The organism is Pseudomonas sp. FP1742, from assembly GCF_030687145.1.
Taxonomy (GTDB): domain Bacteria; phylum Pseudomonadota; class Gammaproteobacteria; order Pseudomonadales; family Pseudomonadaceae; genus Aquipseudomonas; species Aquipseudomonas frederiksbergensis_D.
Map to the genome: position 1 here is coordinate 4255762 of NZ_CP117460.1, position 22123 is coordinate 4277884.

Sequence of the window (22123 nt, forward strand, 5' to 3'; positions counted from 1 at the left end):
TATCACCTGACACACCGCCTTCGCGAGCAAGTCCGCTCCCACATCAGAACTGCGGCGTGACATCCATCGCGTCAACACCACAAATCCCCTGTGGGAGATTCTATGTTGCAGGACAACCCTGCAACGGTCGATTCGGTTGGTATTCGCTCTGGTTTTTCATCAGAGCGAACGCCACCCGGGCGAGTTTTCGGGCAAGGATTACCAGGGCCTGAGTCCTCTTGAAACCTCTGGCCAGGTACCCTTCATAAAATGGTTTCCAGGTCGCCGAACGACAGGCGGCCATGGCCGAGTTGTGGGCCAGACGTCGTATTTCCGGATCCCCTTTCTTGGTCAGACTGCGACTCCCCGTCTTTTTTCCCGAGTCATCGACCCTCAAGTCCATGCCCAAAAAAGCGATGAAGGCATTGCTGTCCTTAAACTCGCCACGCAAAAAAGCCGTCGCAAATCCAGTTGCCGTCAGTACACCAACGCCTTCAATGGCCTTGCAACGCTCAATATTTTCGGCGGCTCCGGCCTCTTTGCTCAGGTCACGCAGCTGTTTTTGAATGGCCAAATCCGAGCGCTTAAACGTCTCCATCAGACATTTCAGCTCTTCTTCCAGGCGCGGCTCATTGGCCCAGCTCTGAGCCAGGCTGACACGCGCCTTGATCAGTGCTGCCCGTCGATGAAGCAGGCTTTGCAGGGCCTTGTAAGCCTTGGGCGGCGGGCTCCAAGCGCGTAACCCACCCTGTTCATGCGCCAGATACCGAGCCAGAAGACGAGCATCACACGGATCATTTTTAGCTCGTTGGCCGACACTGCGGCGGTAATGACTCAAGCGATAACCGTCCACGACGTAGACCTGATGACCCAACTCATAGGCCAACTCAACCGTGTCCAAGTGGTAAATGTTGGTGGCCTCAACGGCAATGCCACTTTTGGCGGGCAGCGTCTTGAGCCAACGTTTGAGTGCTGCTCGATTATTGGAGATGGCTTGTGTGGTTTGCAGATCGGCGCGATAGACGAGCACCTCAGCCTTGGCCACATCAACACCCACGACCGCTTGCGAAGTAAGGATTGTCATGACGAATCCTCGGAGCTAGGGTTTAAGAGCTTGTTGGGGTCTACCGTTGCGCTGGCTTGTCTCTATCGTCGGCCTAGCCGATGAATTCCTTATTGGCGCTTTTAGGTAGAAGGGGTGGGACGAAGTCTCCCACGGTCTGTACTGGCTAGAGTCAGAATCGGGCTTTTAGTCCCACCCACCCCTTCAAGTCTAAACATACAAGCGGGCTTGCTCGCGAAGGGGCCGGTCCATTCAACATTGATGTTGCCTGAAACAACGCCTTCGCGAGCAAGCCCGTTCCCACATTAAATCGCGGCCGGATTAGAGAAAATAAAAATGGCCACCGCGTCCACGGTAGCCACTTTTTTCTACGGCGTATTAATGGCCGTAAACATCGAAGTTGAAGTACTTGTCTTGCACTTGCTTGTACTTGCCGTTGGCGCGGATCTCAGTGATGGCAGTGTTGAATTTGTCCGCCAGCTCTTTATCGCCCTTGCGCACGGCAATACCGGCACCGCCGCCGAAGTACTTGGCGTCTTCATAGGTCGGGCCGACAAACGCGAAGCCTTTGCCGGCGTCGGTTTTCAGGAAACCGTCGTCCAGGTTGACCGAGTCGGCCAGCATCGCATCGAGGCGACCGGCGACCATGTCCAGGTTGGCTTCCTGCTGGGAACCGTAACGCACCAGGTCGATGCCGGCCGGCACCAGCACTTCGGTAGCGAAGCGGTCGTGGGTACTGGCGCGCAGCACACCGACTTTTTTGCCCTTGAGCTCGGTCAGCGGATCCTTGACGTCGGTGCCTGCCTTCATCACGAAGCGCGCCGGTGTGTGGTAGTACTTGATGGTGAAATCGACGTTCTTCTTGCGATCGTCAGTGATGGTCATGGACGACAGGATCGCGTCGATTTTCTTGACCTTCAGGGCCGGGATCAAGCCATCGAACTCTTGCTCGACCCAAGTGCACTTCACCTTCATCTGTGCACACAGCGCGTCACCGATATCGACGTCGAAACCGGTGAGTTTGCCGTCCGGGGTTTTCATCGAGAAAGGTGGGTAACCGGCTTCGATACCGAGGCGAATCGGTTTGGCGTCTTCGGCCACGGCGGTCAGGGACAATATCGACAGTGCCAGGGCACCGAACATCACTCGCTTCTTCATTTATAACTCCTGTGTGCGGAGGCTTTTATTGGCAGCTTTCGATTGGCAACTTTCGGTTGGTGAAGACCGAAGTGGCCGGCAGTCTAGAGCGGCTACAGGAGGGCAAATTGTGTTTAAGCGACAAATACTTATAAAAAAACAGCCAATGAAATCAAGGCACTTGAAGCGTGCTCCGAGGTGGTGCAAGGACTGTAGGACAATCCTTTACTTCAGACAAAACCTACAAGATTTCGGGTGCTGATCCGACTGAAGAATCGCACTGGCGATGAACATTTTTTTGCGTCACATTGACCCGCCACCCGCCCCCACAAGAGAAACGTGATGCCCGCGCTGAACCTGATCCAGCACCATCCTGCCGAAGGCCCCGGCGCCATTGCCGAATGGGCCCGGTCCCGAGGCATTACGCTCAACGTATTTCGCGCCGACCTCGGACAGTTGCCGCCGGTGAGCGCGGCACCGGTGATTCTGTTGGGCGGGCCTTATGAATCCGGCGCCGGGCCGACGTGGCTGGAAACAGAGCGTCAGTGGCTGGCGGGCAGTCTGGATCAGGGCGCGGCGGTGTTCGCGATTTGCCTGGGGGCGCAGTTGCTGGCACTGAGCCTGGGCGGCAATGTGCGGCGGATGCCTCGCAGCGAAACCGGCTGGACCAGCGTGACCTTTGTCGATGGTCGGACCCTCAGGGTACTGGAATGGCACGAAGACGCGATCGATCTACCGCCCGCTGCGCAGTTGCTGGCCAGCAGTGACGTTTGTGAGCAGCAGATGTATCGCGTCGGGGCGACGCGGGTGGGGTTACAGTTCCACCCGGAATGGAATGCTGAATCGGTGGCGATCCTCAATGAGCACTTTGGCGAGGAATCACCGCTGCCCCGGGAGCCGCAAGACAGCGCCGCTTATGCAACGGTGTTTGACTGGTTGCGGGTGACGCTGGATGGATGGTGGACAGTATCCTGTGGCGAGGGGGCTTGCCCCCGTTGGGTCGCGAAGCGGCCCCAAACCAGTCACCGCGATCCCCAAGGATTTACGACTGCTTCGCAGCCGAACGGGGGCAAGCCCCCTCGCCACATTTGATCACCTGTATCTGAACGTCAGCATTCACAACCAATGACTGTCTTGGCGGTGTGAGCAACCGCGACACTCAGCTCAAACCCTTCATCCAGCCACCCGGTCACCCCGCCAATCATCTCCTTGACCGGGTAACCCAGCGCCGCCAGTTTCACCGCGGCCTTGTTGGCACCATTGCAGTGAGGTCCGGCGCAATAAACCACAAACAGCGTGGACTTCGGATAGGCCGCCAGACCATCAGCCGTGATCAACCGACTCGGAATGTTGATCGCGCCCGGCACATGTCCGCGCTCGAACGCCAACGGTCCGCGCACGTCCACCAGAACAAAATCCACCTCGCCGGCCTCCTGGCTGCCGTAGACGTCGGAACAATCGGTCTCGAACGTCAGACGATTGCTGAAGTGCATCAGGGCGATGGCGGACGGGGCTGCGGGAATCTCGCGAACCAGGCTAGGCATGGGCTGTACTCCAAAGTCTCAGTGGGTGTGAGAAGACTTTATCTGCTCCATGCTTGCCGCTACAGTGGCGCACAAGACACTCACCGGGAACTTTCCGCCAAATGCAGCCCACCCCAGGATTAGTCGCGATTCTGGCCTACGACGGCCTCTGCACCTTCGAATTCGGCATTGCCGTGGAGATCTTCGGCCTGGCGAGGCCGGAGTTCGATTTCCCTTGGTATGAGCACCGCATCGTCGCCGTCGACCAAGGGCCGATGCGCGCCATGGGCGGCATTCAAGTGCTGGCTGACGGCGGGATGGAACTGCTTGAGAGTGCCCGGACCATCATCATTCCAGGTTGGCGCGACCGCAGCGCGCCGGTGCCCGAACCCTTGCTCGTCGCCCTGCGTCAGGCCCATGGCCGGGGCGCGCGGTTACTGTCGATCTGTTCCGGGGTATTTGTACTGGCGGCCACCGGTTTGCTGGACGGTCACGGCGCCACCACCCATTGGCGCTACACCGCTGAACTGGCCGAACGTTTCCCGAACATTCTGGTGGATCCGGACGTGCTCTATGTCGATTCGGGTCAGTTGATTACCTCGGCCGGCAGCGCCGCCGGTATCGATGCCTGCCTGCACCTGGTCGCGCGGGATTTCGGCACGCAGGTGGCCAATTCGGTGGCGCGCCGGCTGGTGATGTCGCCGCAACGTACCGGCGGCCAGGCACAGTTCATTCCATCACCGGTCAGCCCGACACCACGCAGCGATCTGTCGCGGGTCATGCAGTGGGCCCGGGAACGTCTGCACGAACCGCTGGAGGTTCGCGACCTCGCCAGCGAGGCGGCCATGAGTGAACGGACATTCCTGCGTCGGTTCACCGAGGCCAGCGGTATGCCGCCCAAAGCGTGGCTGCAGCATGAACGCCTGGCACGGGCACGCGAACTGTTGGAGAGCACCCTTCAAAACACCGACCAGATTGCCCAGCACTGCGGTTATCGCTCGGTGGAGAGTTTCCGGGTGGCATTTCGCAGTGTGGTCGGCGTGCCACCTTCGGTGTATCGGGAGCGGTTTGGGCGCAAGGTCAGTGCTGTTTGAAGTCTCTCAGTCCAGGGGCGTTATAACCCCCCATCACTCTTTATCAATGGCGATAAAAACAATAAGTATTCATTAGAAATCGCGCTAACTTATCGCCAATCTTAATATCAAATATCTCGACTCCTCACCCGCCGCGATTAGTAAAACAATATTAAAAATTACTCTTGCGCAGCCCATTGCATATTTATCGGCGCCTGCTTAACTGCAAAAACTGCTGATGACAGCAGTGCCCGCAAAACCACGGAAGGAGTCGTTATGAGCAGTTCAACTCGCCATAGCATGCCCCCCTATGGGGTGGCCATCCAAGGCGCAATCAAGGCAGGCGACCTGCCGCAAATGAAGACGCTGTTGAAACAACGCGATGCATCCACGCCAGAAAATAAAGAGCTAAAAGCCGCTTACGAGCAGTTGGCCAAGGAAGTCGCACGCCTGGAAAAGCAATAACAGCTATTTCCACTCCCCTTATTGCAATGGAGGCAATAATTATGTCTGGTTCTAATCAGCAACCTGTCGGCCTGTTCCCACTCTGCTACCGAATTGGTACTTCGGCCGCGGGAGCACAAAACCTGGCACTCAATCTTCTGGTTTTTACCCCTGACCAAACCGTAAGCGGTACCGCTGCAATCACTCAGGCCACCAACCCGCCGCTGGATGTGCACTCCGATGTCTGGGGCGAATACACCTACCTGACGGTCATGAAACCTGGCGTCAGCAAGATCCTGATCACCGCTCAAGGCAATAATGGCGGCCCGGGCTCGAACTCCATCGTGAATTTCAAGCTGCACCTGGTGGTCGGTAGCGACTGGAAAGAAGGCGTCGCCAATTACGAGTACTTCAATGGTCAGCGGTGGGTCCAGGTCAGTGCCCCTGCCCATCTCGTCGAGTCGGTACCCTCCAACGCTTATAAATCAGTGCCTTTGGAGTCCAGCCCGGTCATTCCAGCCCATCCACCGATCATGCCGCTGTACGCCGCACCGATTCAAAGTGCCATTGCCAGCGGTGACCTGGCCCAGATGAAAAACCTGGCGCGCCTGGCCCAACAACAACTGGATCAGCAACCCCAACTGCAGAGTGCGCTTGAAACGGCCAAGGGCGAAATCAGCCGGCAGGAACGCCGCTGACCCGCCTGCGAAATAAGCCGAGTTGTCCTGAATACACAATAAGGGAGTAGCACCATGTCAATCGGACTTTTTCATACCCGCCTGAATGTCAGTAGTCACCTATTGGGCGCACCGGTTTTAACCCTGGATCTGCTGGTGGATACCGTAAACAAGAAAGTCAGCGGTGTAGCCAGCATTTTTCAAAGTACCTACCCTCCACTCAACTTCCGTGCCCGTGTATGGGGTAGTTACTCCGAAGCCAAACTGATCCCCGAGGCGGAAAGCCATATCCTCCTCTCCCTGGATGGCAGCCCAAGCGGCCCTTACAGTCAGATCGCCCAGACCTTCGATCTAAGGGGCATTTTAGGCGCCGATTGGGCCAGCGGTTTTGCCGACTACAAGTACTTCGATCAGGACCACTGGACTACCGTAAGACACGCAGCTGTCAGCCAGGCCCCGGTGATTGAGCGCCCAGAGCATCCGCACCATGCAGTGCCGCTCTATGCCGTCGCGGTACAGCAAGCGCAAACCAGCGGTGACCTGGCGCAACTGAAGTCCGTGGTGAGCCAGGGTGAACAGCAACTGGCCAACAGTGGTGCCCTGCGCAGCGCGCTGGACCAGCTGAACGCTGAAATCGCCCGCCTGGAGGCCCGCTAACCCGCCCCCCCCGGTCTTGGCCACCCTCAAAAGGTGACCAGGCTCGGGTGATGCCGGTCAGTCAAACGCAATCCATGTGGGAGTGGGCTTGCCCGCGAAGGCGGCGGCACAGTCAACATTGAAGTCGCCGGACACAGCGCTTTCGCGGGCAAGCCCGTTCCCACGGGGTCTGCATTATTGACCCATACAAAAGGTAAATCCGGTCGCGCCATTTGCCCAAGGACGGCGCGAACACTTCGATGGATTCGTGCCGCGCACGCGTTGGTGCGCAAGGATTTCCCATGTCAGACAGTCGCCCTGCCCGCTACCTCAGTGAAACCGACCTCAAACGCTACGTGCCGGTGCATGTGGTCTGGGAAATCACCCTGGCCTGCGATCTCAAATGCCTGCATTGCGGCTCCCGCGCCGGCCATCGACGCCCCGATGAACTGAACACCCGGGAGTGCCTCGACGTCATCGATGCCCTGGCGGCACTCGGCACCCGCGAGATCACCTTGATCGGTGGTGAAGCCTATTTACGCAAGGACTGGACGCAACTGATCCAGGCCATCCACGACCACGGTATGTATTGCGCCATACAAACCGGAGGGCGCAACCTGACGCCCGCGAAAATGCAGGCTGCGGTAGACGCCGGACTCAATGGCGTTGGTGTCTCGCTGGATGGACTGGCCCCGCTGCATGACGCGGTGCGCAATGTTCCGGGTTCGTTTGACAAGGCGGTGGACACCTTGCGACGCGCCAAACAGTCCGGGCTGGCGGTGAGCGTCAATACACAAATCGGCGCGGCCACGTTGCCCGACCTGCCCGAGCTGATGGACCTGATCATCGACCTCGGCGCCACTCACTGGCAGATCCAGCTGACGGTTGCCATGGGCAATGCCGTCGATCACCCCGAGCTGTTGCTGCAACCCTATCAACTGCTGGAGGTGATGCCGTTGCTGGCGCATCTCTACTGCGAAGGGGTCGATCGCGGCCTGCTGATGAACGTGGGCAACAATATTGGTTACTACGGCCCTTACGAGCACATGTGGCGTGGTTTCGGCGATGAACGTGTGCATTGGAGCGGCTGCGCCGCCGGCCAGACCGTGCTGGCGCTGGAAGCCGACGGCACCGTAAAGGGTTGCCCGTCATTGGCCACGGTGGGGTTTTCGGGTGGCAACGTACGCAACATGAGCCTGCACGATATCTGGCACTACAGCGAAGGCATGCACTTTGGTCGCCTGCGGTCGGTCGACGACCTGTGGGGCTACTGCCGAAGCTGCTACTACAACGATGTCTGCCGGGGCGGTTGTACCTGGACGTCGCATTCGTTGCTCGGCAAACCCGGTAACAATCCCTACTGCCATTACCGCGCGCTGGACCTGCAAAAGCGCGGACTGCGCGAGCGCATCGTCAAACTCGAGGACGCAGCAAAAACCTCCTTCGCCGTCGGACGTTTTGATTTGATTACCGAACGCATCGATACCGGCGAGAAGGTGAACAGCGTCAGCGACAGCGGCCAGGTGATCAAACTGGCCTGGGCGAACCAGGGCCAGAAATCGCCGGATGAAGGTCGTATTCCACCGCAACTGGCGCTGTGTCGTGGCTGCTTGCAGTACATCCATGCACACGAAGTGACGTGCCCCCACTGCCACGCCGATGTCGCCGCCGCGGAAGCGGTGCACCAGACAGACCGGGCCCGGCAACAAGCGATCATCAATACCCTGACCGGCTTGCTGGGGTTGCCGCAAAATACCTTGATGTAAGGTTTATTCGATGCTGCCGACACATCACCAGGGGAGCGACCTTACAGCTCGCTTCCCTGGCGCATCATCCGGTTGCGGGTCTGCGCGATGCTGACCGACGGCAGGCGATCCGTCAGCTTCACGCCCGCGACGAAGAGGACGTTACTGAGCCGTCGGGTGTTCGACGATCAGCAATTCGATGTTCATTTTTTTCGACCGGGCGAGCGCCGCCGTTATCTCGGCTTGCCGGGCCTGCGCCTCGGTTTTCGAACCGAAAGGCCCGACCAGAATACGAACCTTTCCATCCTCCTTGACGACGTTGGGAACGAAGCTGTGCTCAATCAACCAGCCGCTCAGATCACTGACAGCCTGGGGCGTCTCGCCGCGCACTTCGACGTCCCATTGCGGGCCCGTTGCCGCCGCAGGGACGGAAGCGACTGCCGGTTGCGGCTTTTGTGCGTCAACACCCTTATCCTCACCGCAACCGGCCAACGTCAGTACTGCGATTACCAAGAACATTTTGCGCACAACACGTCCCTCAGAATGCTTAAAGCGACGATTTTAACATCCTTGGATCCATCTCGAGTGCCGCAAAATGGGCTTAAAACAACGAGAATGATGGTTGCGGCCTCTGTATAGTTACGCCTTGGGAATTAATGCAGCATCTGCGCGTCAGAAAGAGGCACCCAAACTGTGAGACTTCGCACTAATCTATATCTAATACCGACCTCTGCACTGTCCGAACCAGGTGCCCTACAAAGCAATCAAGGAGAAAACCATGCTGATACTCACCCGCAAAGTCGGTGAAAGCATAAACATCGGTGATGACATTACGATCACCATTCTGGGCGTTAGCGGCCAGCAAGTCAGGATTGGCATCAACGCCCCGAAAGACGTTGCGGTGCATCGCGAAGAAATTTATCAACGCATTCAGGCTGGCCTGACCGCCCCGGACAAGCCACAAACCCCCTGAATCCTGCTGCAGTCAGTAGCCAGCCTATTCTGCCTCGAATAACGGCTGGCTAAAGATTCAAGCGCCGTATCGCTCTTCGCTCAGCCTCTCTTTGCGATGCAACCGCAACACGGAGCCGATACTACCGCCCCGCCTCCTGCCATGAATGTCAGACGTTTCGGATTTGCTGCGGGAAAGAGCGCTCCCCCTTCCTTCCCGGCTAACCAAACGTTACGCCACGCGCCATGCCCGTGGCCGCCACGACCATCAGCACCAGCAACAGCGCCTCGATATGACTGATACGGGCAAATAGCGTTGCACGCCTGGTATCGATAGCCGTCCCATGCCCCAGCGCAACCCGCCATTTGATCAGCGCAATCATCGGCGCAATCTCGAGTAGCAGGATGAGGACGAAGAGCGTCATCTTGAGATGAAACAGAGGTTGGTGAAGATAGTAATCAGTGCCCTTTTCGTACCCGCCAAAGGCACGCATCCCACCCGTGATCAGGAGAGTGACCGCAGAGATCCCCCACAGATTATCTGCAATCAAAACACTGCGAGCGCCCCCGCCCGCGGTACCAAGACGACGTAAAGCCGTGCCGCGAGTCAGTACCGCCCAAAAACCCAGTGCAAAGGCCAAGAGGTGAATTGCCGCCAGAAACCAGTGAACCAGCATCGACATGCTCCCGTCAGGACAAAGTTGAATCAGCCTTACAGTAGTAGTCCATCGTGTGGGAATTGCTCACGCACATCGCTACGCTGATTACCCGCATATCCCCACCGCCGGAGTGATCAACTCGTCGAGCCCTCGGTGTCCGTCGCTATCGGCAAATTGCGGACGCAAAAAAGCCGGGCTCCTGATGGATACCCGGCTTTGAAAGTCTTGGACTTAATCTATTCGTTTTGAAATCGAGGTGCGAGCGTTGCTCAACCCTTTGGTATTGTGATCACCAGGGGTAGAGGCCGAAATGGCAGAGGCCTTCGTTACGCCTCGTGTGTCCCTGGAATGCGCAATGCCCGATGTGACTGAACCATGGCCACGATCACTGTTACGCTCGCTACCGTAGTGGTTACCGCTGACGCCATGGTCTCGAACGGCTTTGCCAACGTGATCGCTGCTCAAGCCTTCGCCACGGCCATTGCTGCTGATACCGCCGGAATGGCCGGAACTGCCTTGGCCGCCGCTGCCACCATGACCGCCGCCGTTACCGCCGCCATTGCCACCACCATTACCACCGCCACCGCCACCGCCACCGCCACCGCCACCATCTTTCGCGTAGGCGGAGCTCATGATGGACAAATCAACGGGCAATAACGGGGCGGCTGCAAGCATCATCACGCAAGACATGACGGCCGCAAGACTCTTGTTTTTTAATCGCATGGTGGGGTTCCGTGAAGTTGATATTGCACGGATCAATTGACCGCTTCGACTCCACACAGTTCAAAGGCCGGCGACCAGCGGGCAGGCAATGTGCAGTTATCGAACATGCACATTGCTTCCCATGTTTTTTCTGGTCGTTATGCTACAAGGGCGCGATTGAAATCTATCGTTCTTACATCAATCGAACGCGCCATTGAGAACCTCGTAGATGATCCCGGTAGCGATGGCCACCAAAATCAGATCAGTGCCCACCTGCTGCCACTCGTAACCATCGTAGTGCGGAAGCCTGCCGAGCAATCGGCCATCGAGTTTTTTGGCGATCCCCGGTGGTAACGGCTTCCCGCGCGCGAGGTTCTTCTGAATACCCGGCGGCAAGGCGGGCCCGGGGCTCCAGTAGTCGCGATATCCACCAACGATGCCAAGGACGCTACCGTGGTTGATGCTCGGACCGTGACTCCAATCGTCCCCTCCTGAACCTTTCCCTTTGTTGCCATGACCGGAGTTGCCATGGTCCTGGTTGTATTGTGGATTTCCCTTGCCACCTCCCTGGCCCTTCCCGTTTCCGGGGTCAGCCAATGCAGTCACGGAGCCAGACACCAAGGCAAGACACGTTATAGCGGCGATCAACGAGCGAGATCTAAACATATCCGTTCTCTCAGAAAGGGGATGCCCCCTGCAAATGTAGACGGCTACGGCGGTAGTAGTTCAGAAAGTGTGTCGACTGGGAGATGCCGAGTTGGCGTATTGAGAGGAGTTTTGCAAAACGGAGACAACGAAAAAGGGCCCACCTTTCGGTGAGCCCTTCTAGACCGCCCAGCAGAGCGGATTTTGTTTGGTAGGCGCGATTGGACTCGAACCAACGACCCCCACCATGTCAAGGTGGTGCTCTAACCAACTGAGCTACGTGCCTGCTGTGAGGCGGCATTCTACGGAATTCCGTAGGGGTGTCAACACCTTTTTTTCACCTAACCCTATGAATATGCAAAATATTTAATTTTGCTGCGGCAAAGAAGATTTTCCGGTGGCTGGCGACTGTTTTTTAACTCGGGTAGGATCAATGCACTCGTAAAATATATTAAACAGAGGCTGCAGGATGGCGAACACCCCCTACCCAGAGTCCTATTACGCGGCGTCGGCCAATGCAGCGCCACCGCGCCCGACCTTGCAGGATGATGTAGAAACCGATGTCTGTGTAATCGGTGCCGGTTACACCGGCCTGTCCTCTGCCCTGTTCCTGCTGGAAAACGGTTTTCGGGTAACGGTCCTGGAGGCGGCCAAAGTGGGTTTTGGCGCCTCGGGGCGCAACGGTGGCCAGATCGTTAACAGCTACAGCCGTGACATCGATGTGATCGAGCGTAGCGTTGGTCCCAAGCAAGCTCAGTTGCTGGGGCAAATGGCGTTCGAGGGCGGACGGATCATTCGTGAACGGGTGGCCAAATACAACATCCAGTGCGACCTGAAGGACGGCGGTGTGTTTGCCGCCCTCACTGCCAGGCAGATGGGCCACCTGGAGTCCCAGAAGCGCCTGTGGGAGCGCTTCGGCCACACTCAGCTTGAGCTGCTGGATCAGCGTCGCATCCGCGAGGTAGTGGCTTGCGATCAATATGTCGGCGGCATGCTCGACATGAGCGGCGGGCATATTCATCCGCTCAACCTTGCCCTGGGCGAAGCAGCGGCCGTGGAATCGTTGGGCGGCGCCATTTACGAGCAGTCGCCGGCGATACGCATCGAGCGCGGCGCCAATCCGATAGTGCATACGCCTCAGGGCAAGGTCAGGGCCAAATTCATCATCGTCGCCGGCAACGCTTACATCGGCAATCTGGCGCCGGAGCTGGCGGCCAAGTCGATGCCCTGCGGGACTCAAGTGATCACCACCGAACCCTTGGGCGATGAATTGGCCAAACGTCTACTGCCTCAGGACTACTGCGTCGAAGATTGTAACTACCTGCTCGACTACTATCGCCTCAGCGCTGATAAACGCCTGATTTTCGGCGGTGGCGTGGTGTATGGCGCGCGGGATCCGGCGAACATCGAGGCGATCATTCGGCCGAAGATGCTCAAGGCCTTCCCGCAACTCAAGGATGTGAAAATCGATTACGCCTGGACCGGTAATTTCCTGCTGACCCTGTCGCGCCTTCCCCAGGTCGGACGATTGGGCGACAACATCTACTATTCCCAGGGTTGCAGCGGCCACGGCGTGACGTATACGCACCTGGCGGGCAAGGTACTGGCTGAAGCATTGCGCGGACAGGCTGAACGCTTCGACGCCTTCGCCGACCTGCCCCACTATCCGTTCCCTGGCGGGCAATTGCTGCGCACACCGTTCGCTGCGTTGGGCGCCTGGTATTACGGATTGCGGGACAAGCTCGGATACTGACCGATAGAGGTGAAAAAGGGGCCGCTGAACGCAGCCCCTTTTTTGTATCCGCCGGGGGAAGTCAAACCCTGATTCAGAAGTCGACCGTCGCCGAAACGAGGTAGGTTCGTGGGGTCGAGAGCGTCAAGCCCGGCTCACTGTCATCCGAAGCCCCAGCCGAGCTCCAGTAGCGCTTGTCCGCCACGTTCTCCACATTGGCACGCAGGGTGATGTTCTTCTCGTCGATCTTGAACGCGTAACGTGCGCCCACGTCGAAACGCTCCCAAGAGTCGATTTCCTTGTCGTTGGACTGGTCCAGATACTGTGAACTGGAATAGATACCACGGCCGGTCAGGGTCAGGCCCTGTACGGTCGGCACGTCCCACTCGGCGCCCAGGTTGACGTTGTATTTCGGCGTCGCAGGCGCCCGGTTGCCGTCAAAGGTGCCATTGGTGGTATTGGTCAACTCGCTGTCGATGTACATGACACCACCCAGTAGGCGGAAACCCTTGAGTGGCTCACCGAACACACTCAGTTCCACACCGTCGTTTTGACGCTTGCCGTTCGGGCCGAAGACTCGCGTCGTGGCGTTGGTCTCATAGGCCGGCTGCTTGATCCGGAACACCGCAGCGGTCACGGCGAACGCACCCGCGTCATACTTGGCGCCGACCTCGACCTGCCGGCTGATGAACGGCGGAAATATCTCGTCTTCATTCACCGAAGTCGACGGCGCGATCTTGCCTTGGCTCAAGCCCTCCATGTAGTTGGCATACAGCGACAATTTGTCGGTCGCCTTGAACAGGATGCCGCCCGACGGCGAAACCTTTTCCTCGTCGTAGGCTGTGTCGCCTTTGACGTTATCCGTCCAGTCATCAACCTTCACGCGCTGCCAGCGAGCGCCGAGGGTCAGCAGTAGCCGATCATCGAAGAAACCCAGTGTGTCGGACAACGCCACGCCGCTGAAGCGGTTCTCGGTGTAGACCTTCGAATCGAATCGAGTGGGCCTGACAGGTGTTGGTGTTTCCACCGGTTCGTAGAGGTTGCTGCGGGCGGCGGCATAACGGGCACCGCCATTTTCGAAGTCCATGTAGAAATAACTGGCGGCCAAGTTAACTTCATGGCTCACCGGACCAGTATGAAACCAATTGCGCACCCCTGCCGTGGCCGTCCGGACATTTTCGTCGCGGGTGAAATCACGTGGCTGAACGCTGAAATCACCTGCGTTGTTGGTGACCGCAACGGCATGCCGGAGAAAGTCATGGTTGCTTTTACGCGCGCCCACACCGCCGTACAACATGACGGAATCGCTGACATCGAATTCACCGTTCACCGCGCCGAAAGTGTCGTTGGTACTCGCCTTGCTCCAAGGCTGCGCATAGTTGCGGCGGACATCGCTGGCATGCGGAACCTGGGCGTTGGCGCCGACCTGCACGCGCTCTTGCGGCGCGTCGGTATCGCGCTCGGTGCGTCCGATATCCGTCGACAGTCGCAGGCGCTCACCGCGAAAATCCAGGCCCAGCACGGCCATCTCGCGGTCGACACTCTGATGGTCCCATTCGGTGTCGCCGGACTGCTTCACGCCGTTGAAACGAATGCCGAACTTGTTGTCTTCACCAAAACGCCGGCCGACATCCACGGCGCCTCCCACCTGACTGTCGGAAGCGTAGCTACCGGTGAGAGAAGTGATGGGTTTGTCGGTCGCGCGCTTGGGCACCACGTTGATCCCGCCACCCACGGCGCCTCGCGGCGAGATGCCGTTGATAAGCTGGCTCGGGCCTTTGAGGATGTCGACGCGGTCGGCCATCTCCATGTCGATCGTATAGGTCGGCAAGACACCGTATAGACCGTTGTAGGCGACATCACTGTTGAACAGACTAAGCCCGCGAATGGTGAACTGCTCATAACGCCCACCCGCCGGGTTGGTGGCGCGAACCGAAGGATCGTTGGAGATTAGGTCGCCCAAGGTACGAGCCTGCTGGTTTTTGACCACCTCGCTGGTGTAGGAGGTCATGCTGAATGGCGTTTCCATAAAGTCTTTCGAGCCCAGCAAGCCTTGCGAACCACGGCGCGCAACCTGGCCGCCGGCATACGGATCGCCGCCAGCCGAGTCGGTGGCACCGAGAATCGAGGTGGGAGCCAGTTGCAGGCTGCTGCCTTCTGGCGCCGGAGTCAGGATGTACGCTTGTTCGCCCACTGACTGCAGTTGCAGACCGGAACCCTGCAACAGCCGGGTAAAGCCCTCCTCGACCGCATATTCACCGGATAAGCCGGCGCTGCTGCGCCCCCCTACCAACGCCGGGTCCACCGAGAGGTTGACTCCGGCCAGCCCGGCAAACCTGGTCAGCGCATCGCTCAGGCTCCCGGCAGGCACTTGATAACTGCGCCGGGTGGCGTCTTCGGCCCAACTGGAAGTGATGAACAACGGACTGGCACTCAGGCTCAGCAACAGGCTCAGGTGCAACAACGGACGCAGACCGGAAGCAGCCGGACGCGGACAGCAAGGCATTACTGTGGGCATTGAAGAAGCTCTCTTGATTCGCTCAGTTGCCTTGAATGACAAGCGAGTCGAAAAAAGGGGACAGGCTTCACACACTATTTTTACGCGGCAGCAACGTCACCCAGTAACGCGTACGCGAATGCACCTCCAGTGGCAGACTGGCCGCGAGCAGCGTCAGCACGCGATCGGTGTCGTCCAGACGGAAACTACCGGTGACGCGCAGCGCCTCGAGCGCAGGCTCCCAGCGCAGGACACCCGGTCGATAACTGCTAAGCTCACGCAGGAAATCCCCCAGCGGCCGATTTTTTGCCATCAGCACGCCTTCGCGCCAGCCCGGCGCGAGCACATCGAATGCAGTTGTCGACCCGGCACCGCCCGCTTGAAGGTCAACCTGCTGACCACCGCGCAATGACAAGACTGGCCCCTGCAACGGCTGCAATTGCAGGAAGCCGCTGTATACCGACACTCGGCATCCGAGTGCATCCTGCCGCACACAGACCTCGCTTTGACTGACTATGACTTGCCCGAATCGTGTCTGGATCGTCAATGGCGAGGCGCCAGGCACCTTCAGTGATATTTCACCCTCTACCAACTTCAAGCACCGCCCCTGCACATCCACATCAACGGCGCTAGCTGTGTTGAGCTGCAGGAAGCTGCCATCGGCAAGCTGCACCTGCTTGCGCTCCCCAGTGGACGTATGCAAGTCGGCCCTCCAGACCTCCAGCGGTAATTGCCGGCTGATCAGCCATGCCGCCGGCACCAACGCCACTGCACCCAATGCGCGCTTGAGCACCACGCGCCTACCCGGCTCAGGGCGATCCAGACTTTGCAGCGCCAACGCCGAAGGCAGATCGGCAAAACGCTGACGCAAGACTTGAGCTTTCTGCCAGGCCTGCTCGTGACTGGCGCAACTGTCACGCCACCGTTGCAGGCCGGCGTGATCCTGCTCATTCGCACTGCCGGACTCCAGCAAGGCGAGCCACTGCGCGGCGGCGCGCACTATCTGGCGAGCCTCCACCGAGGGCGACGGACTACTCACATCTCCACCAACAGGCAATGCTCGTAGGCTTGCGCCATGTAGCGCTTGATCGTACGTTCCGACACCCGCAGGCGCTCGGCGATTTGCTGATAATTCAAGCCTTCCAGCTGACTCCAGAGAAACGCCCGTCGCACCGCCGTCGGCAGTCCGTCGAGCAATTCGTCCAGGGTTTGCAGGGTTTCCAGCAGCAGCCAGCGCTGCTCGGGTGACGGCACACTGCCTTCAGGCAGCGAGGCCAGGGCATTCAAATAGGCTTGCTCAAGGCTACGACGCTGATAGAAGTTGCTCAGCAGTCGTTTGCCCACAGTCAGCAGATAGGCGCGGGGCTCCTGCAGGTCGGAAATCCGTTGGGAGCTGGCAAGCAAGCGCAGGAACGTATCTTGACTGAGGTCCGCCGCGTCAAACGCGTTGCCCATGCGCCGCCTCAACCAGCCTTCAAGCCAGCCACGGTGATCGCGGTACAGGTCGTGGAGGGTTTGCTCCTTCGGCATCGCTGCATCACTCATCTCAAGAAGCCCTGCGCCAAGGAGTCATCGTAAATGAGAGTGATTCTAATTAATATCGATGCCGTGAACCAAGTTCTTTGTGCATCGGGCGTGCAGAAAGCTAATGTCGGGAAGGCGCGAAAGAAGAAAAAGCCAAATCGCAGACACAAAAAACCCCGGTCTTTCGACCAGGGTCTTTGCTATCGACTCGAAGATTGCCAACGGCCTTCTTCGTAGCTCCAAGGCGTTCAGTGGGCCTTGAGGCAGATATGGCGCAGCGGACGGGACTCGAACCCGCGACCCCCGGCGTGACAGGCCGGTATTCTAACCGACTGAACTACCGCTGCGTATCGCTTTGGACTTTCGCCCAAGTAACTCGTCTGATTGAAAACTCGGAAGCTTTTCAATCTCGAACCAGATAAATCTGATTCGGAAAATATGGCGCAGCGGACGGGACTCGAACCCGCGACCCCCGGCGTGACAGGCCGGTATTCTAACCGACTGAACTACCGCTGCGCGTCGGTGGAGGCTTTTCAGCTTCCCTCTTGCTTACGCAAGAGTCTCAAGAAGTGGTGGGTGATGACGGGATCGAACCGCCGACATTCTGCTTGTAAGGCAGACGCTCTCCCAGCTGAGCTAATCACCCTTTGCTTCTCTGAGGCCGCGAAATTTACGCAGATACCGAAGCTAAGTCAATACCCCGCTTGAAGTTTTTCTGAAAAAGACAAAATTGTGTCTCACACAGCCGGATCGCTTTCGCGAGCAAGCCCGCTCCCACACTGAGTTTATGTCGATCACAAACCAGTGGTCTGTTGCAGATCCAGTGTGGGAGCGGGCTGACTCACGAAGACGGCAGCACATTCAACATCTTGCTGACTACATCCGTCAGGATTACTCGCTGTAAATCATCTTCTTGGTCATGCCGCCATCGACCACGAACTCCTGGCCCGTGACGAACCCGGCGTTCTTCGACAGCAACCACGCCACCATCGCTGCCACATCCTCGACCGTCCCTACCCTGCCCGCCGGATGTTGCGCATGATCGGCGTCGGTCAGCGGCTCGGCACGCCGTGCCGCCGGGTCTCGTGCATCGATCCAGCCAGGGCTGACCGCGTTGACGCGAATCTCTGGCCCCAAACTGATGGCCAAGGCGTGAGTCAGGGCCAACAGACCGCCCTTGCTCGCCGCATAAGCCTCTGTGTCGGGCTCCGACTGCGCGGCGCGGGTCGAGGCCAGGTTGACGATGGCGCCGCTGTGAGCGCGCAGGTAGGGCGCGCAGTGCTTGGCCAACAGCATCGGCCCGCTGAGGTTCACCGCCAACACCCGGTTCCAGTAAGCCAGATCGAGGCTTTCCAGAGTGATGTTGTGCGGATCAGCCACCGCCGCATTGCACACCAACGCATCCAGACGCCCGAACTGCCCCAGCACCTCGGCCACACCCAGCGCCACCTGCGCCTCATTCGCGACGTCCATGGCGATGAACCAGGCGTTTTCGCCGAGCACCTTCGCCACTTTCGAACCACGCTCGCGATCCAGATCGGTCAGCACCACCTGCCAGCCTTCGCTGATCAGCCAGGCCGCAATTCCCAGGCCAATGCCGCGCGCGGCACCGGTGACCAGTGCGACGCGGCCATGGGTACCCGTGGTCGGCGTCGACAACTCGATCACAAGGCAGCCAACCCGCGTGCCAGATCGGCTTGCAGGTCTGCCACGTCTTCCAGACCGACCGCAATGCGAATCAGGCTGTCACGGATCCCCGCCGCTTCACGCTCTTGCGGCGCCAGACGGCCGTGAGAGGTGGTGCTCGGGTGCGTGATGGTGGTTTTGCTGTCGCCGAGGTTGGCGGTGATGGAAATCAGACGGGTCGCATCGATAAAGCGCCAGGCGCCCTCTTTGCCGCCTTTGACCTCGAAACTCACGACCGCACCGAAGCCCTTCTGCTGACGCTGGGCCAGTTCGTGCTGCGGATGGCTCTTGAGGCCGGCGTAATGGACTTTCTCGATGCCGTCCTGCTGCTCCAGCCACTCGGCCAGTTGCTGGGCATTGGCGCAATGCGCCTTCATGCGCAGGCTCAGGGTTTCCAGGCCCTTGAGGAAAATCCAGGCGTTGAACGGGCTCAGGGTCGGCCCGGCGGTACGCAGGAAACCGACGACTTCTTTCATCTGTTCGCTGCGACCGGCCACGACGCCGCCCATGCAACGGCCCTGGCCGTCGATGAACTTGGTCGCCGAGTGCACGACAATGTCCGCGCCCAGCTTCAGCGGTTGCTGCAATGCTGGCGTGCAAAAGCAGTTATCGACCACCAGCATCGCGCCCTTGGCGTGAGCAATCTCCGACAGTGCGGTGATGTCCACCAGCTCGGCCAACGGATTGGACGGCGATTCGACAAAAAGCAATTTGGTGTTGGCCTTGATCGCCGCATCCCAACCGGACAAGTCCGCCAGCGCCACGTAATCGACTTCGATGCCGAAGCGCTTGAAGTATTTCTCGAACAGGCTGATGGTCGAGCCGAACACGCTACGCGACACCAGCACATGATCGCCGGCGCTGCACAGGCTCATCACCACCGCCATGATCGCGGCCATGCCGGTCGCCGTGGCCACCGCTTGCTCGGCGCTTTCCAGCGCGGCAATGCGCTCTTCGAACGCGCGCACGGTCGGGTTGGTGTAGCGCGAGTAAACGTTACCCGGTACTTCACCGGCAAAGCGTGCAGCCGCGTCGGCGGCGGTACGGAATACGTAGCTGGAAGTGAAGAACATCGGATCACCGTGTTCGCCTTCCGGCGTGCGGTGCTGACCGGCGCGTACGGCCAGGGTATCGAACGCTACGCCTTCGAGGTCGCTGTCCAGCCGACCGGCATCCCAATCCTGACTCATGCTGTCACTCCTTGCCTTGCTCTTTATTTAGTAGATACAAAACCGGCCCCTCAGGGCCGGTAGTTACTCAGTTGTTGTACAGATCAATGATCGCACTGACTGCCTGGGTCTTGACCTTGGAGGCATCGTTGCGTGCCTGCTCGATCTTGTTCAGGTAAGCCTCGTCGACGTCGCCGGTGACGTACTGGCCGTCGAACACCGCGCAATCGAACTTGTCGATCTTGATCTTGCCGCCACCGACCGCTTCGATCAAGTCAGGCAGGTCCTGATAGATCAACCAGTCAGCGCCGATCAGGTCGGCCACATCCTGGGTCGAACGGTTGTGGGCGATCAGCTCGTGAGCGCTCGGCATGTCGATGCCGTAGACGTTCGGGTAACGCACGGCTGGTGCCGCCGAGCAGAAATAGACGTTCTTGGCGCCGGCTTCGCGCGCCATCTGGATGATCTGCTTGCAGGTGGTGCCACGAACGATGGAGTCGTCCACCAGCATCACGTTCTTACCACGGAATTCCAGTTCGATGGCGTTGAGCTTCTGGCGTACGGATTTTTTCCGCGCAGCCTGACCCGGCATGATGAAGGTCCGGCCGATGTAGCGGTTCTTCACAAAGCCTTCGCGGAACTTGACGCCCAGGTGGTTCGCCAGCTCCAGGGCCGCGGTGCGGCTGGTGTCCGGGATCGGGATGACCACGTCGATGTCGTGATCCGGACGCTCGCGCAGGATCTTCTCGGCGAGCTTCTCACCCATGCGCAGGCGGGCTTTGTAAACCGAGACGCCGTCGATGATCGAGTCCGGACGCGCCAGGTAGACGTGTTCGAAGATGCATGGAGTCAGCGACGGATTGGTCGCGCACTGACGGGTGTGCAGCTTGCCGTCTTCAGTGATGTAGACCGCTTCACCCGGAGCCAGGTCGCGAATCAGGGTGAAACCGAGCACGTCCAGGGACACGCTTTCGGAGGCGATCATGTACTCGACGCCTTCGTCGGTGTGACGCTGACCGAACACGATCGGACGGATGCCGTGCGGATCGCGGAAACCGACGATGCCGTAACCGGTCACCATCGCCACGACCGCGTAACCACCGACGCAACGGTTGTGCACGTCGGTGACGGCCGCGAACACGTCTTCTTCAGTCGGCTGCAACTTGCCACGCTGGGCCAGCTCGTGCGCGAACACGTTGAGCAGCACTTCCGAATCGGAGTTGGTGTTGACGTGGCGCAGGTCAGATTCGTAAATCTCCTTGGCCAGTTGTTCAACGTTGGTCAGGTTACCGTTGTGCGCCAGGGTGATGCCGTACGGCGAGTTGACGTAAAACGGTTGAGCTTCGGCCGAGGTCGAGCTGCCCGCGGTCGGATAACGCACATGGCCAATGCCCATGTGGCCGACCAGGCGCTGCATGTGACGCTGATGGAACACGTCACGCACCAGGCCATTGTCCTTGCGCAGGAATAACCGGCCATCGTGGCTGGTCACGATACCGGCAGCGTCCTGGCCGCGGTGCTGGAGGACGGTTAGCGCGTCATACAGCGCCTGATTGACGTTCGACTTACCGACGATACCGACGATGCCACACATGCGACGCAACCCCTACTTAATGGATCTGAACTGAACACAACTCACTGAGGCGTTTTGGCCGTCGGCAAGAGGTGCTCCTTGAACGGAATATCAGCGGGTACGCTGATTCCGCTGGCAAGCCACTGACTGCTCCACCCGAGGATCAGGTTTTTGGACCAGTCTGCGACCAATAGAAATTTTGGCACGAGCTGTGACTCTTTCCACCACTCGTCCTGCTGTACCGGCCCCAGGCTCAACAGCCCGACCGCCACGACCACCAGCAACACGCCACGCGCACCGCCGAAAGCCATGCCGAGGAATCGATCGGTCCCGGATAGCCCGGTGACGCGAACCAACTCGCCGATAAGATAATTGATCATTGCGCCTACGATTAAAGTGGCGACAAACATGATGGCACAGCCCGTGATCACACGAGCCGACGGCGTAGCAATGTATCCGCCGAGGTACTCGGACAATGAGCCACCGAACATCCAGGCAACGACTCCTGCGATGATCCAGGTCAGCAGCGAGAGGGCTTCCTTGACGAAGCCGCGGCTCAGACTGATCAAAGCGGAGATGGCGATGATTGCAACGATCGCCCAGTCAACCCAGGTAAATGGCACAGTGCAGCCTACAGACAGATGAGGCGGCGCATTTTAGCAGAGCCCATGGCTGTCGGTAAGCTGAGATTGTCAGTGCTTTTCAAAT

Annotated in this window: 21 protein-coding genes, 4 tRNA genes and 1 pseudogene; 8 read left to right on the top strand and 18 right to left on the bottom strand. The window is 58.9% G+C overall.

Going from position 1 to position 22123, the window contains the following annotated elements; translation table 11 throughout:
- Nucleotides 1-100 precede the first annotated feature (100 nt).
- Nucleotides 101-1063 (bottom strand): transposase, encoded by a 963-nt coding sequence (locus PSH64_RS18975; protein ID WP_305478208.1) that lies wholly within the window; start codon nucleotides 1061-1063, stop codon nucleotides 101-103.
- A 357-nt stretch (nucleotides 1064-1420) separates the two neighbouring features.
- Nucleotides 1421-2200: an ABC transporter substrate-binding protein gene (locus PSH64_RS18980; protein ID WP_105349051.1), complete on the bottom strand. Its 780-nt coding sequence runs from the start codon at nucleotides 2198-2200 to the stop codon at nucleotides 1421-1423.
- A gap of 321 nt (nucleotides 2201-2521) precedes the next feature.
- Between PSH64_RS18980 and PSH64_RS18985 the strand changes: the two are divergent.
- Nucleotides 2522-3151: pseudogene (locus PSH64_RS18985) on the top strand (type 1 glutamine amidotransferase); the annotation flags it as partial.
- Between the two features lie 137 nt (nucleotides 3152-3288).
- On the opposite strand, the gene PSH64_RS18990 reads toward PSH64_RS18985, so the two are convergent.
- A complete protein-coding gene (locus PSH64_RS18990) occupies nucleotides 3289-3723 on the bottom strand; it encodes a rhodanese-like domain-containing protein (protein ID WP_105349054.1) in 435 nt (144 codons plus the stop codon).
- A gap of 101 nt (nucleotides 3724-3824) precedes the next feature.
- Here PSH64_RS18990 and ftrA point away from each other — a divergent pair, with 101 nt between their 5' ends.
- From ftrA to PSH64_RS19015, 5 genes are all read left to right on the top strand, one after another.
- Nucleotides 3825-4796, top strand: coding sequence for a transcriptional regulator FtrA (gene ftrA, locus PSH64_RS18995; protein WP_305478209.1), 972 nt, complete (start codon nucleotides 3825-3827; stop codon nucleotides 4794-4796).
- A 255-nt stretch (nucleotides 4797-5051) separates the two neighbouring features.
- Complete coding sequence (locus PSH64_RS19000; protein ID WP_305478210.1) at nucleotides 5052-5240, top strand: DUF1843 domain-containing protein; 189 nt, start codon at nucleotides 5052-5054, stop codon at nucleotides 5238-5240.
- Nucleotides 5241-5281: 41 nt separating this feature from the next.
- Nucleotides 5282-5917, top strand: coding sequence for a DUF1842 domain-containing protein (locus PSH64_RS19005; protein ID WP_105349061.1), 636 nt, complete (start codon nucleotides 5282-5284; stop codon nucleotides 5915-5917).
- A 54-nt stretch (nucleotides 5918-5971) separates the two neighbouring features.
- Nucleotides 5972-6553: a DUF1842 domain-containing protein gene (locus tag PSH64_RS19010; RefSeq protein WP_105349064.1), complete on the top strand. Its 582-nt coding sequence runs from the start codon at nucleotides 5972-5974 to the stop codon at nucleotides 6551-6553.
- 281 nt (nucleotides 6554-6834) lie between these two features.
- Complete coding sequence (locus tag PSH64_RS19015; protein WP_305478211.1) at nucleotides 6835-8298, top strand: GDL motif peptide-associated radical SAM/SPASM maturase; 1464 nt, start codon at nucleotides 6835-6837, stop codon at nucleotides 8296-8298.
- A 141-nt stretch (nucleotides 8299-8439) separates the two neighbouring features.
- Here the strand turns inward: PSH64_RS19015 and PSH64_RS19020 are convergent, their stop codons facing one another.
- Nucleotides 8440-8805, bottom strand: coding sequence for an SPOR domain-containing protein (locus PSH64_RS19020; protein WP_105349070.1), 366 nt, complete (start codon nucleotides 8803-8805; stop codon nucleotides 8440-8442).
- A gap of 250 nt (nucleotides 8806-9055) precedes the next feature.
- Between PSH64_RS19020 and csrA the strand changes: the two genes are divergently transcribed.
- Nucleotides 9056-9250 carry a carbon storage regulator CsrA gene (csrA, locus tag PSH64_RS19025; protein ID WP_007938114.1) on the top strand — a complete coding sequence of 65 codons (195 nt, stop codon included), beginning with the start codon at nucleotides 9056-9058 and terminating at the stop codon, nucleotides 9248-9250.
- A 199-nt stretch (nucleotides 9251-9449) separates the two neighbouring features.
- On the opposite strand, the gene PSH64_RS19030 is transcribed toward csrA, so the two are convergent.
- The 4 genes from PSH64_RS19030 to PSH64_RS19045 form a co-directional block, all read right to left on the bottom strand.
- A complete protein-coding gene (locus PSH64_RS19030) occupies nucleotides 9450-9905 on the bottom strand; it encodes a DUF2214 family protein (RefSeq protein ID WP_305478212.1) in 456 nt (151 codons plus the stop codon).
- A 213-nt stretch (nucleotides 9906-10118) separates the two neighbouring features.
- Nucleotides 10119-10610, bottom strand: a complete 492-nt coding sequence (locus PSH64_RS19035; protein ID WP_305478213.1) for a hypothetical protein — start codon at nucleotides 10608-10610, stop codon at nucleotides 10119-10121.
- A 177-nt stretch (nucleotides 10611-10787) separates the two neighbouring features.
- Complete coding sequence (locus PSH64_RS19040; RefSeq protein ID WP_105349075.1) at nucleotides 10788-11255, bottom strand: anti-virulence regulator CigR family protein; 468 nt, start codon at nucleotides 11253-11255, stop codon at nucleotides 10788-10790.
- Nucleotides 11256-11443: 188 nt separating this feature from the next.
- Nucleotides 11444-11520: transfer RNA gene (locus PSH64_RS19045), tRNA-Val, on the bottom strand.
- 183 nt (nucleotides 11521-11703) lie between these two features.
- Between PSH64_RS19045 and PSH64_RS19050 the strand changes: the two genes are divergently transcribed.
- Entirely contained in the window at nucleotides 11704-12987 is a 1284-nt protein-coding gene (locus PSH64_RS19050) for an FAD-binding oxidoreductase (protein WP_305478214.1), read from the top strand.
- A gap of 73 nt (nucleotides 12988-13060) precedes the next feature.
- On the opposite strand, the gene PSH64_RS19055 is transcribed toward PSH64_RS19050, so the two are convergent.
- The 10 genes from PSH64_RS19055 to PSH64_RS19100 form a co-directional block, all read right to left on the bottom strand.
- On the bottom strand, nucleotides 13061-15484 hold the full coding sequence (locus tag PSH64_RS19055; protein WP_305478215.1) for a TonB-dependent receptor: 2424 nt from the start codon (nucleotides 15482-15484) through the stop codon (nucleotides 13061-13063).
- 67 nt (nucleotides 15485-15551) lie between these two features.
- Nucleotides 15552-16502, bottom strand: a complete 951-nt coding sequence (locus PSH64_RS19060) for a FecR domain-containing protein (protein ID WP_105349079.1) — start codon at nucleotides 16500-16502, stop codon at nucleotides 15552-15554.
- Nucleotides 16499-17008, bottom strand: a complete 510-nt coding sequence (locus tag PSH64_RS19065) for a sigma-70 family RNA polymerase sigma factor (RefSeq protein ID WP_105349080.1) — start codon at nucleotides 17006-17008, stop codon at nucleotides 16499-16501. The genes PSH64_RS19060 and PSH64_RS19065 overlap by 4 nt, the downstream gene beginning before the upstream one ends.
- 249 nt (nucleotides 17009-17257) lie before the next feature.
- A tRNA-Asp gene (locus tag PSH64_RS19070) sits at nucleotides 17258-17334 on the bottom strand.
- Between the two features lie 92 nt (nucleotides 17335-17426).
- Nucleotides 17427-17503, bottom strand: a tRNA-Asp gene (locus PSH64_RS19075).
- Nucleotides 17504-17557: 54 nt separating this feature from the next.
- A tRNA-Val gene (locus PSH64_RS19080) sits at nucleotides 17558-17633 on the bottom strand.
- Nucleotides 17634-17878: 245 nt separating this feature from the next.
- The gene (locus tag PSH64_RS19085; protein WP_008007225.1) at nucleotides 17879-18655 is read right to left on the bottom strand and encodes an SDR family oxidoreductase; all 777 of its coding nucleotides are present in this window, start codon (nucleotides 18653-18655) and stop codon (nucleotides 17879-17881) included.
- On the bottom strand, nucleotides 18652-19863 hold the full coding sequence (locus PSH64_RS19090) for an O-succinylhomoserine sulfhydrylase (protein ID WP_018928087.1): 1212 nt from the start codon (nucleotides 19861-19863) through the stop codon (nucleotides 18652-18654). The genes PSH64_RS19085 and PSH64_RS19090 overlap by 4 nt, the downstream gene beginning before the upstream one ends.
- Nucleotides 19864-19930: 67 nt before the next feature.
- Nucleotides 19931-21436 (bottom strand): amidophosphoribosyltransferase, encoded by a 1506-nt coding sequence (gene purF / locus PSH64_RS19095; protein ID WP_007935163.1) that lies wholly within the window; start codon nucleotides 21434-21436, stop codon nucleotides 19931-19933.
- Between the two features lie 41 nt (nucleotides 21437-21477).
- Entirely contained in the window at nucleotides 21478-22038 is a 561-nt protein-coding gene (locus PSH64_RS19100; protein WP_018928089.1) for a CvpA family protein, read from the bottom strand.
- Between the last annotated feature and the right edge of the window lie 85 nt (nucleotides 22039-22123).

Coding starts and splice junctions, on each gene's coding strand:
- PSH64_RS18975 (WP_305478208.1), bottom strand. CDS start 1,063: ATGACAATCCTTACTTCGCAAGCGGTCGTGGGTGTTGATGTGGCCAAG.
- PSH64_RS18980 (WP_105349051.1), bottom strand. CDS start 2,200: ATGAAGAAGCGAGTGATGTTCGGTGCCCTGGCACTGTCGATATTGTCC.
- PSH64_RS18990 (WP_105349054.1), bottom strand. CDS start 3,723: ATGCCTAGCCTGGTTCGCGAGATTCCCGCAGCCCCGTCCGCCATCGCC.
- ftrA (WP_305478209.1), top strand. CDS start 3,825: ATGCAGCCCACCCCAGGATTAGTCGCGATTCTGGCCTACGACGGCCTC.
- PSH64_RS19000 (WP_305478210.1), top strand. CDS start 5,052: ATGAGCAGTTCAACTCGCCATAGCATGCCCCCCTATGGGGTGGCCATC.
- PSH64_RS19005 (WP_105349061.1), top strand. CDS start 5,282: ATGTCTGGTTCTAATCAGCAACCTGTCGGCCTGTTCCCACTCTGCTAC.
- PSH64_RS19010 (WP_105349064.1), top strand. CDS start 5,972: ATGTCAATCGGACTTTTTCATACCCGCCTGAATGTCAGTAGTCACCTA.
- PSH64_RS19015 (WP_305478211.1), top strand. CDS start 6,835: ATGTCAGACAGTCGCCCTGCCCGCTACCTCAGTGAAACCGACCTCAAA.
- csrA (WP_007938114.1), top strand. CDS start 9,056: ATGCTGATACTCACCCGCAAAGTCGGTGAAAGCATAAACATCGGTGAT.
- PSH64_RS19030 (WP_305478212.1), bottom strand. CDS start 9,905: ATGCTGGTTCACTGGTTTCTGGCGGCAATTCACCTCTTGGCCTTTGCA.
- PSH64_RS19035 (WP_305478213.1), bottom strand. CDS start 10,610: ATGCGATTAAAAAACAAGAGTCTTGCGGCCGTCATGTCTTGCGTGATG.
- PSH64_RS19040 (WP_105349075.1), bottom strand. CDS start 11,255: ATGTTTAGATCTCGCTCGTTGATCGCCGCTATAACGTGTCTTGCCTTG.
- PSH64_RS19050 (WP_305478214.1), top strand. CDS start 11,704: ATGGCGAACACCCCCTACCCAGAGTCCTATTACGCGGCGTCGGCCAAT.
- PSH64_RS19055 (WP_305478215.1), bottom strand. CDS start 15,484: ATGCCCACAGTAATGCCTTGCTGTCCGCGTCCGGCTGCTTCCGGTCTG.
- PSH64_RS19065 (WP_105349080.1), bottom strand. CDS start 17,008: ATGAGTGATGCAGCGATGCCGAAGGAGCAAACCCTCCACGACCTGTAC.
- PSH64_RS19090 (WP_018928087.1), bottom strand. CDS start 19,863: ATGAGTCAGGATTGGGATGCCGGTCGGCTGGACAGCGACCTCGAAGGC.
- purF (WP_007935163.1), bottom strand. CDS start 21,436: ATGTGTGGCATCGTCGGTATCGTCGGTAAGTCGAACGTCAATCAGGCG.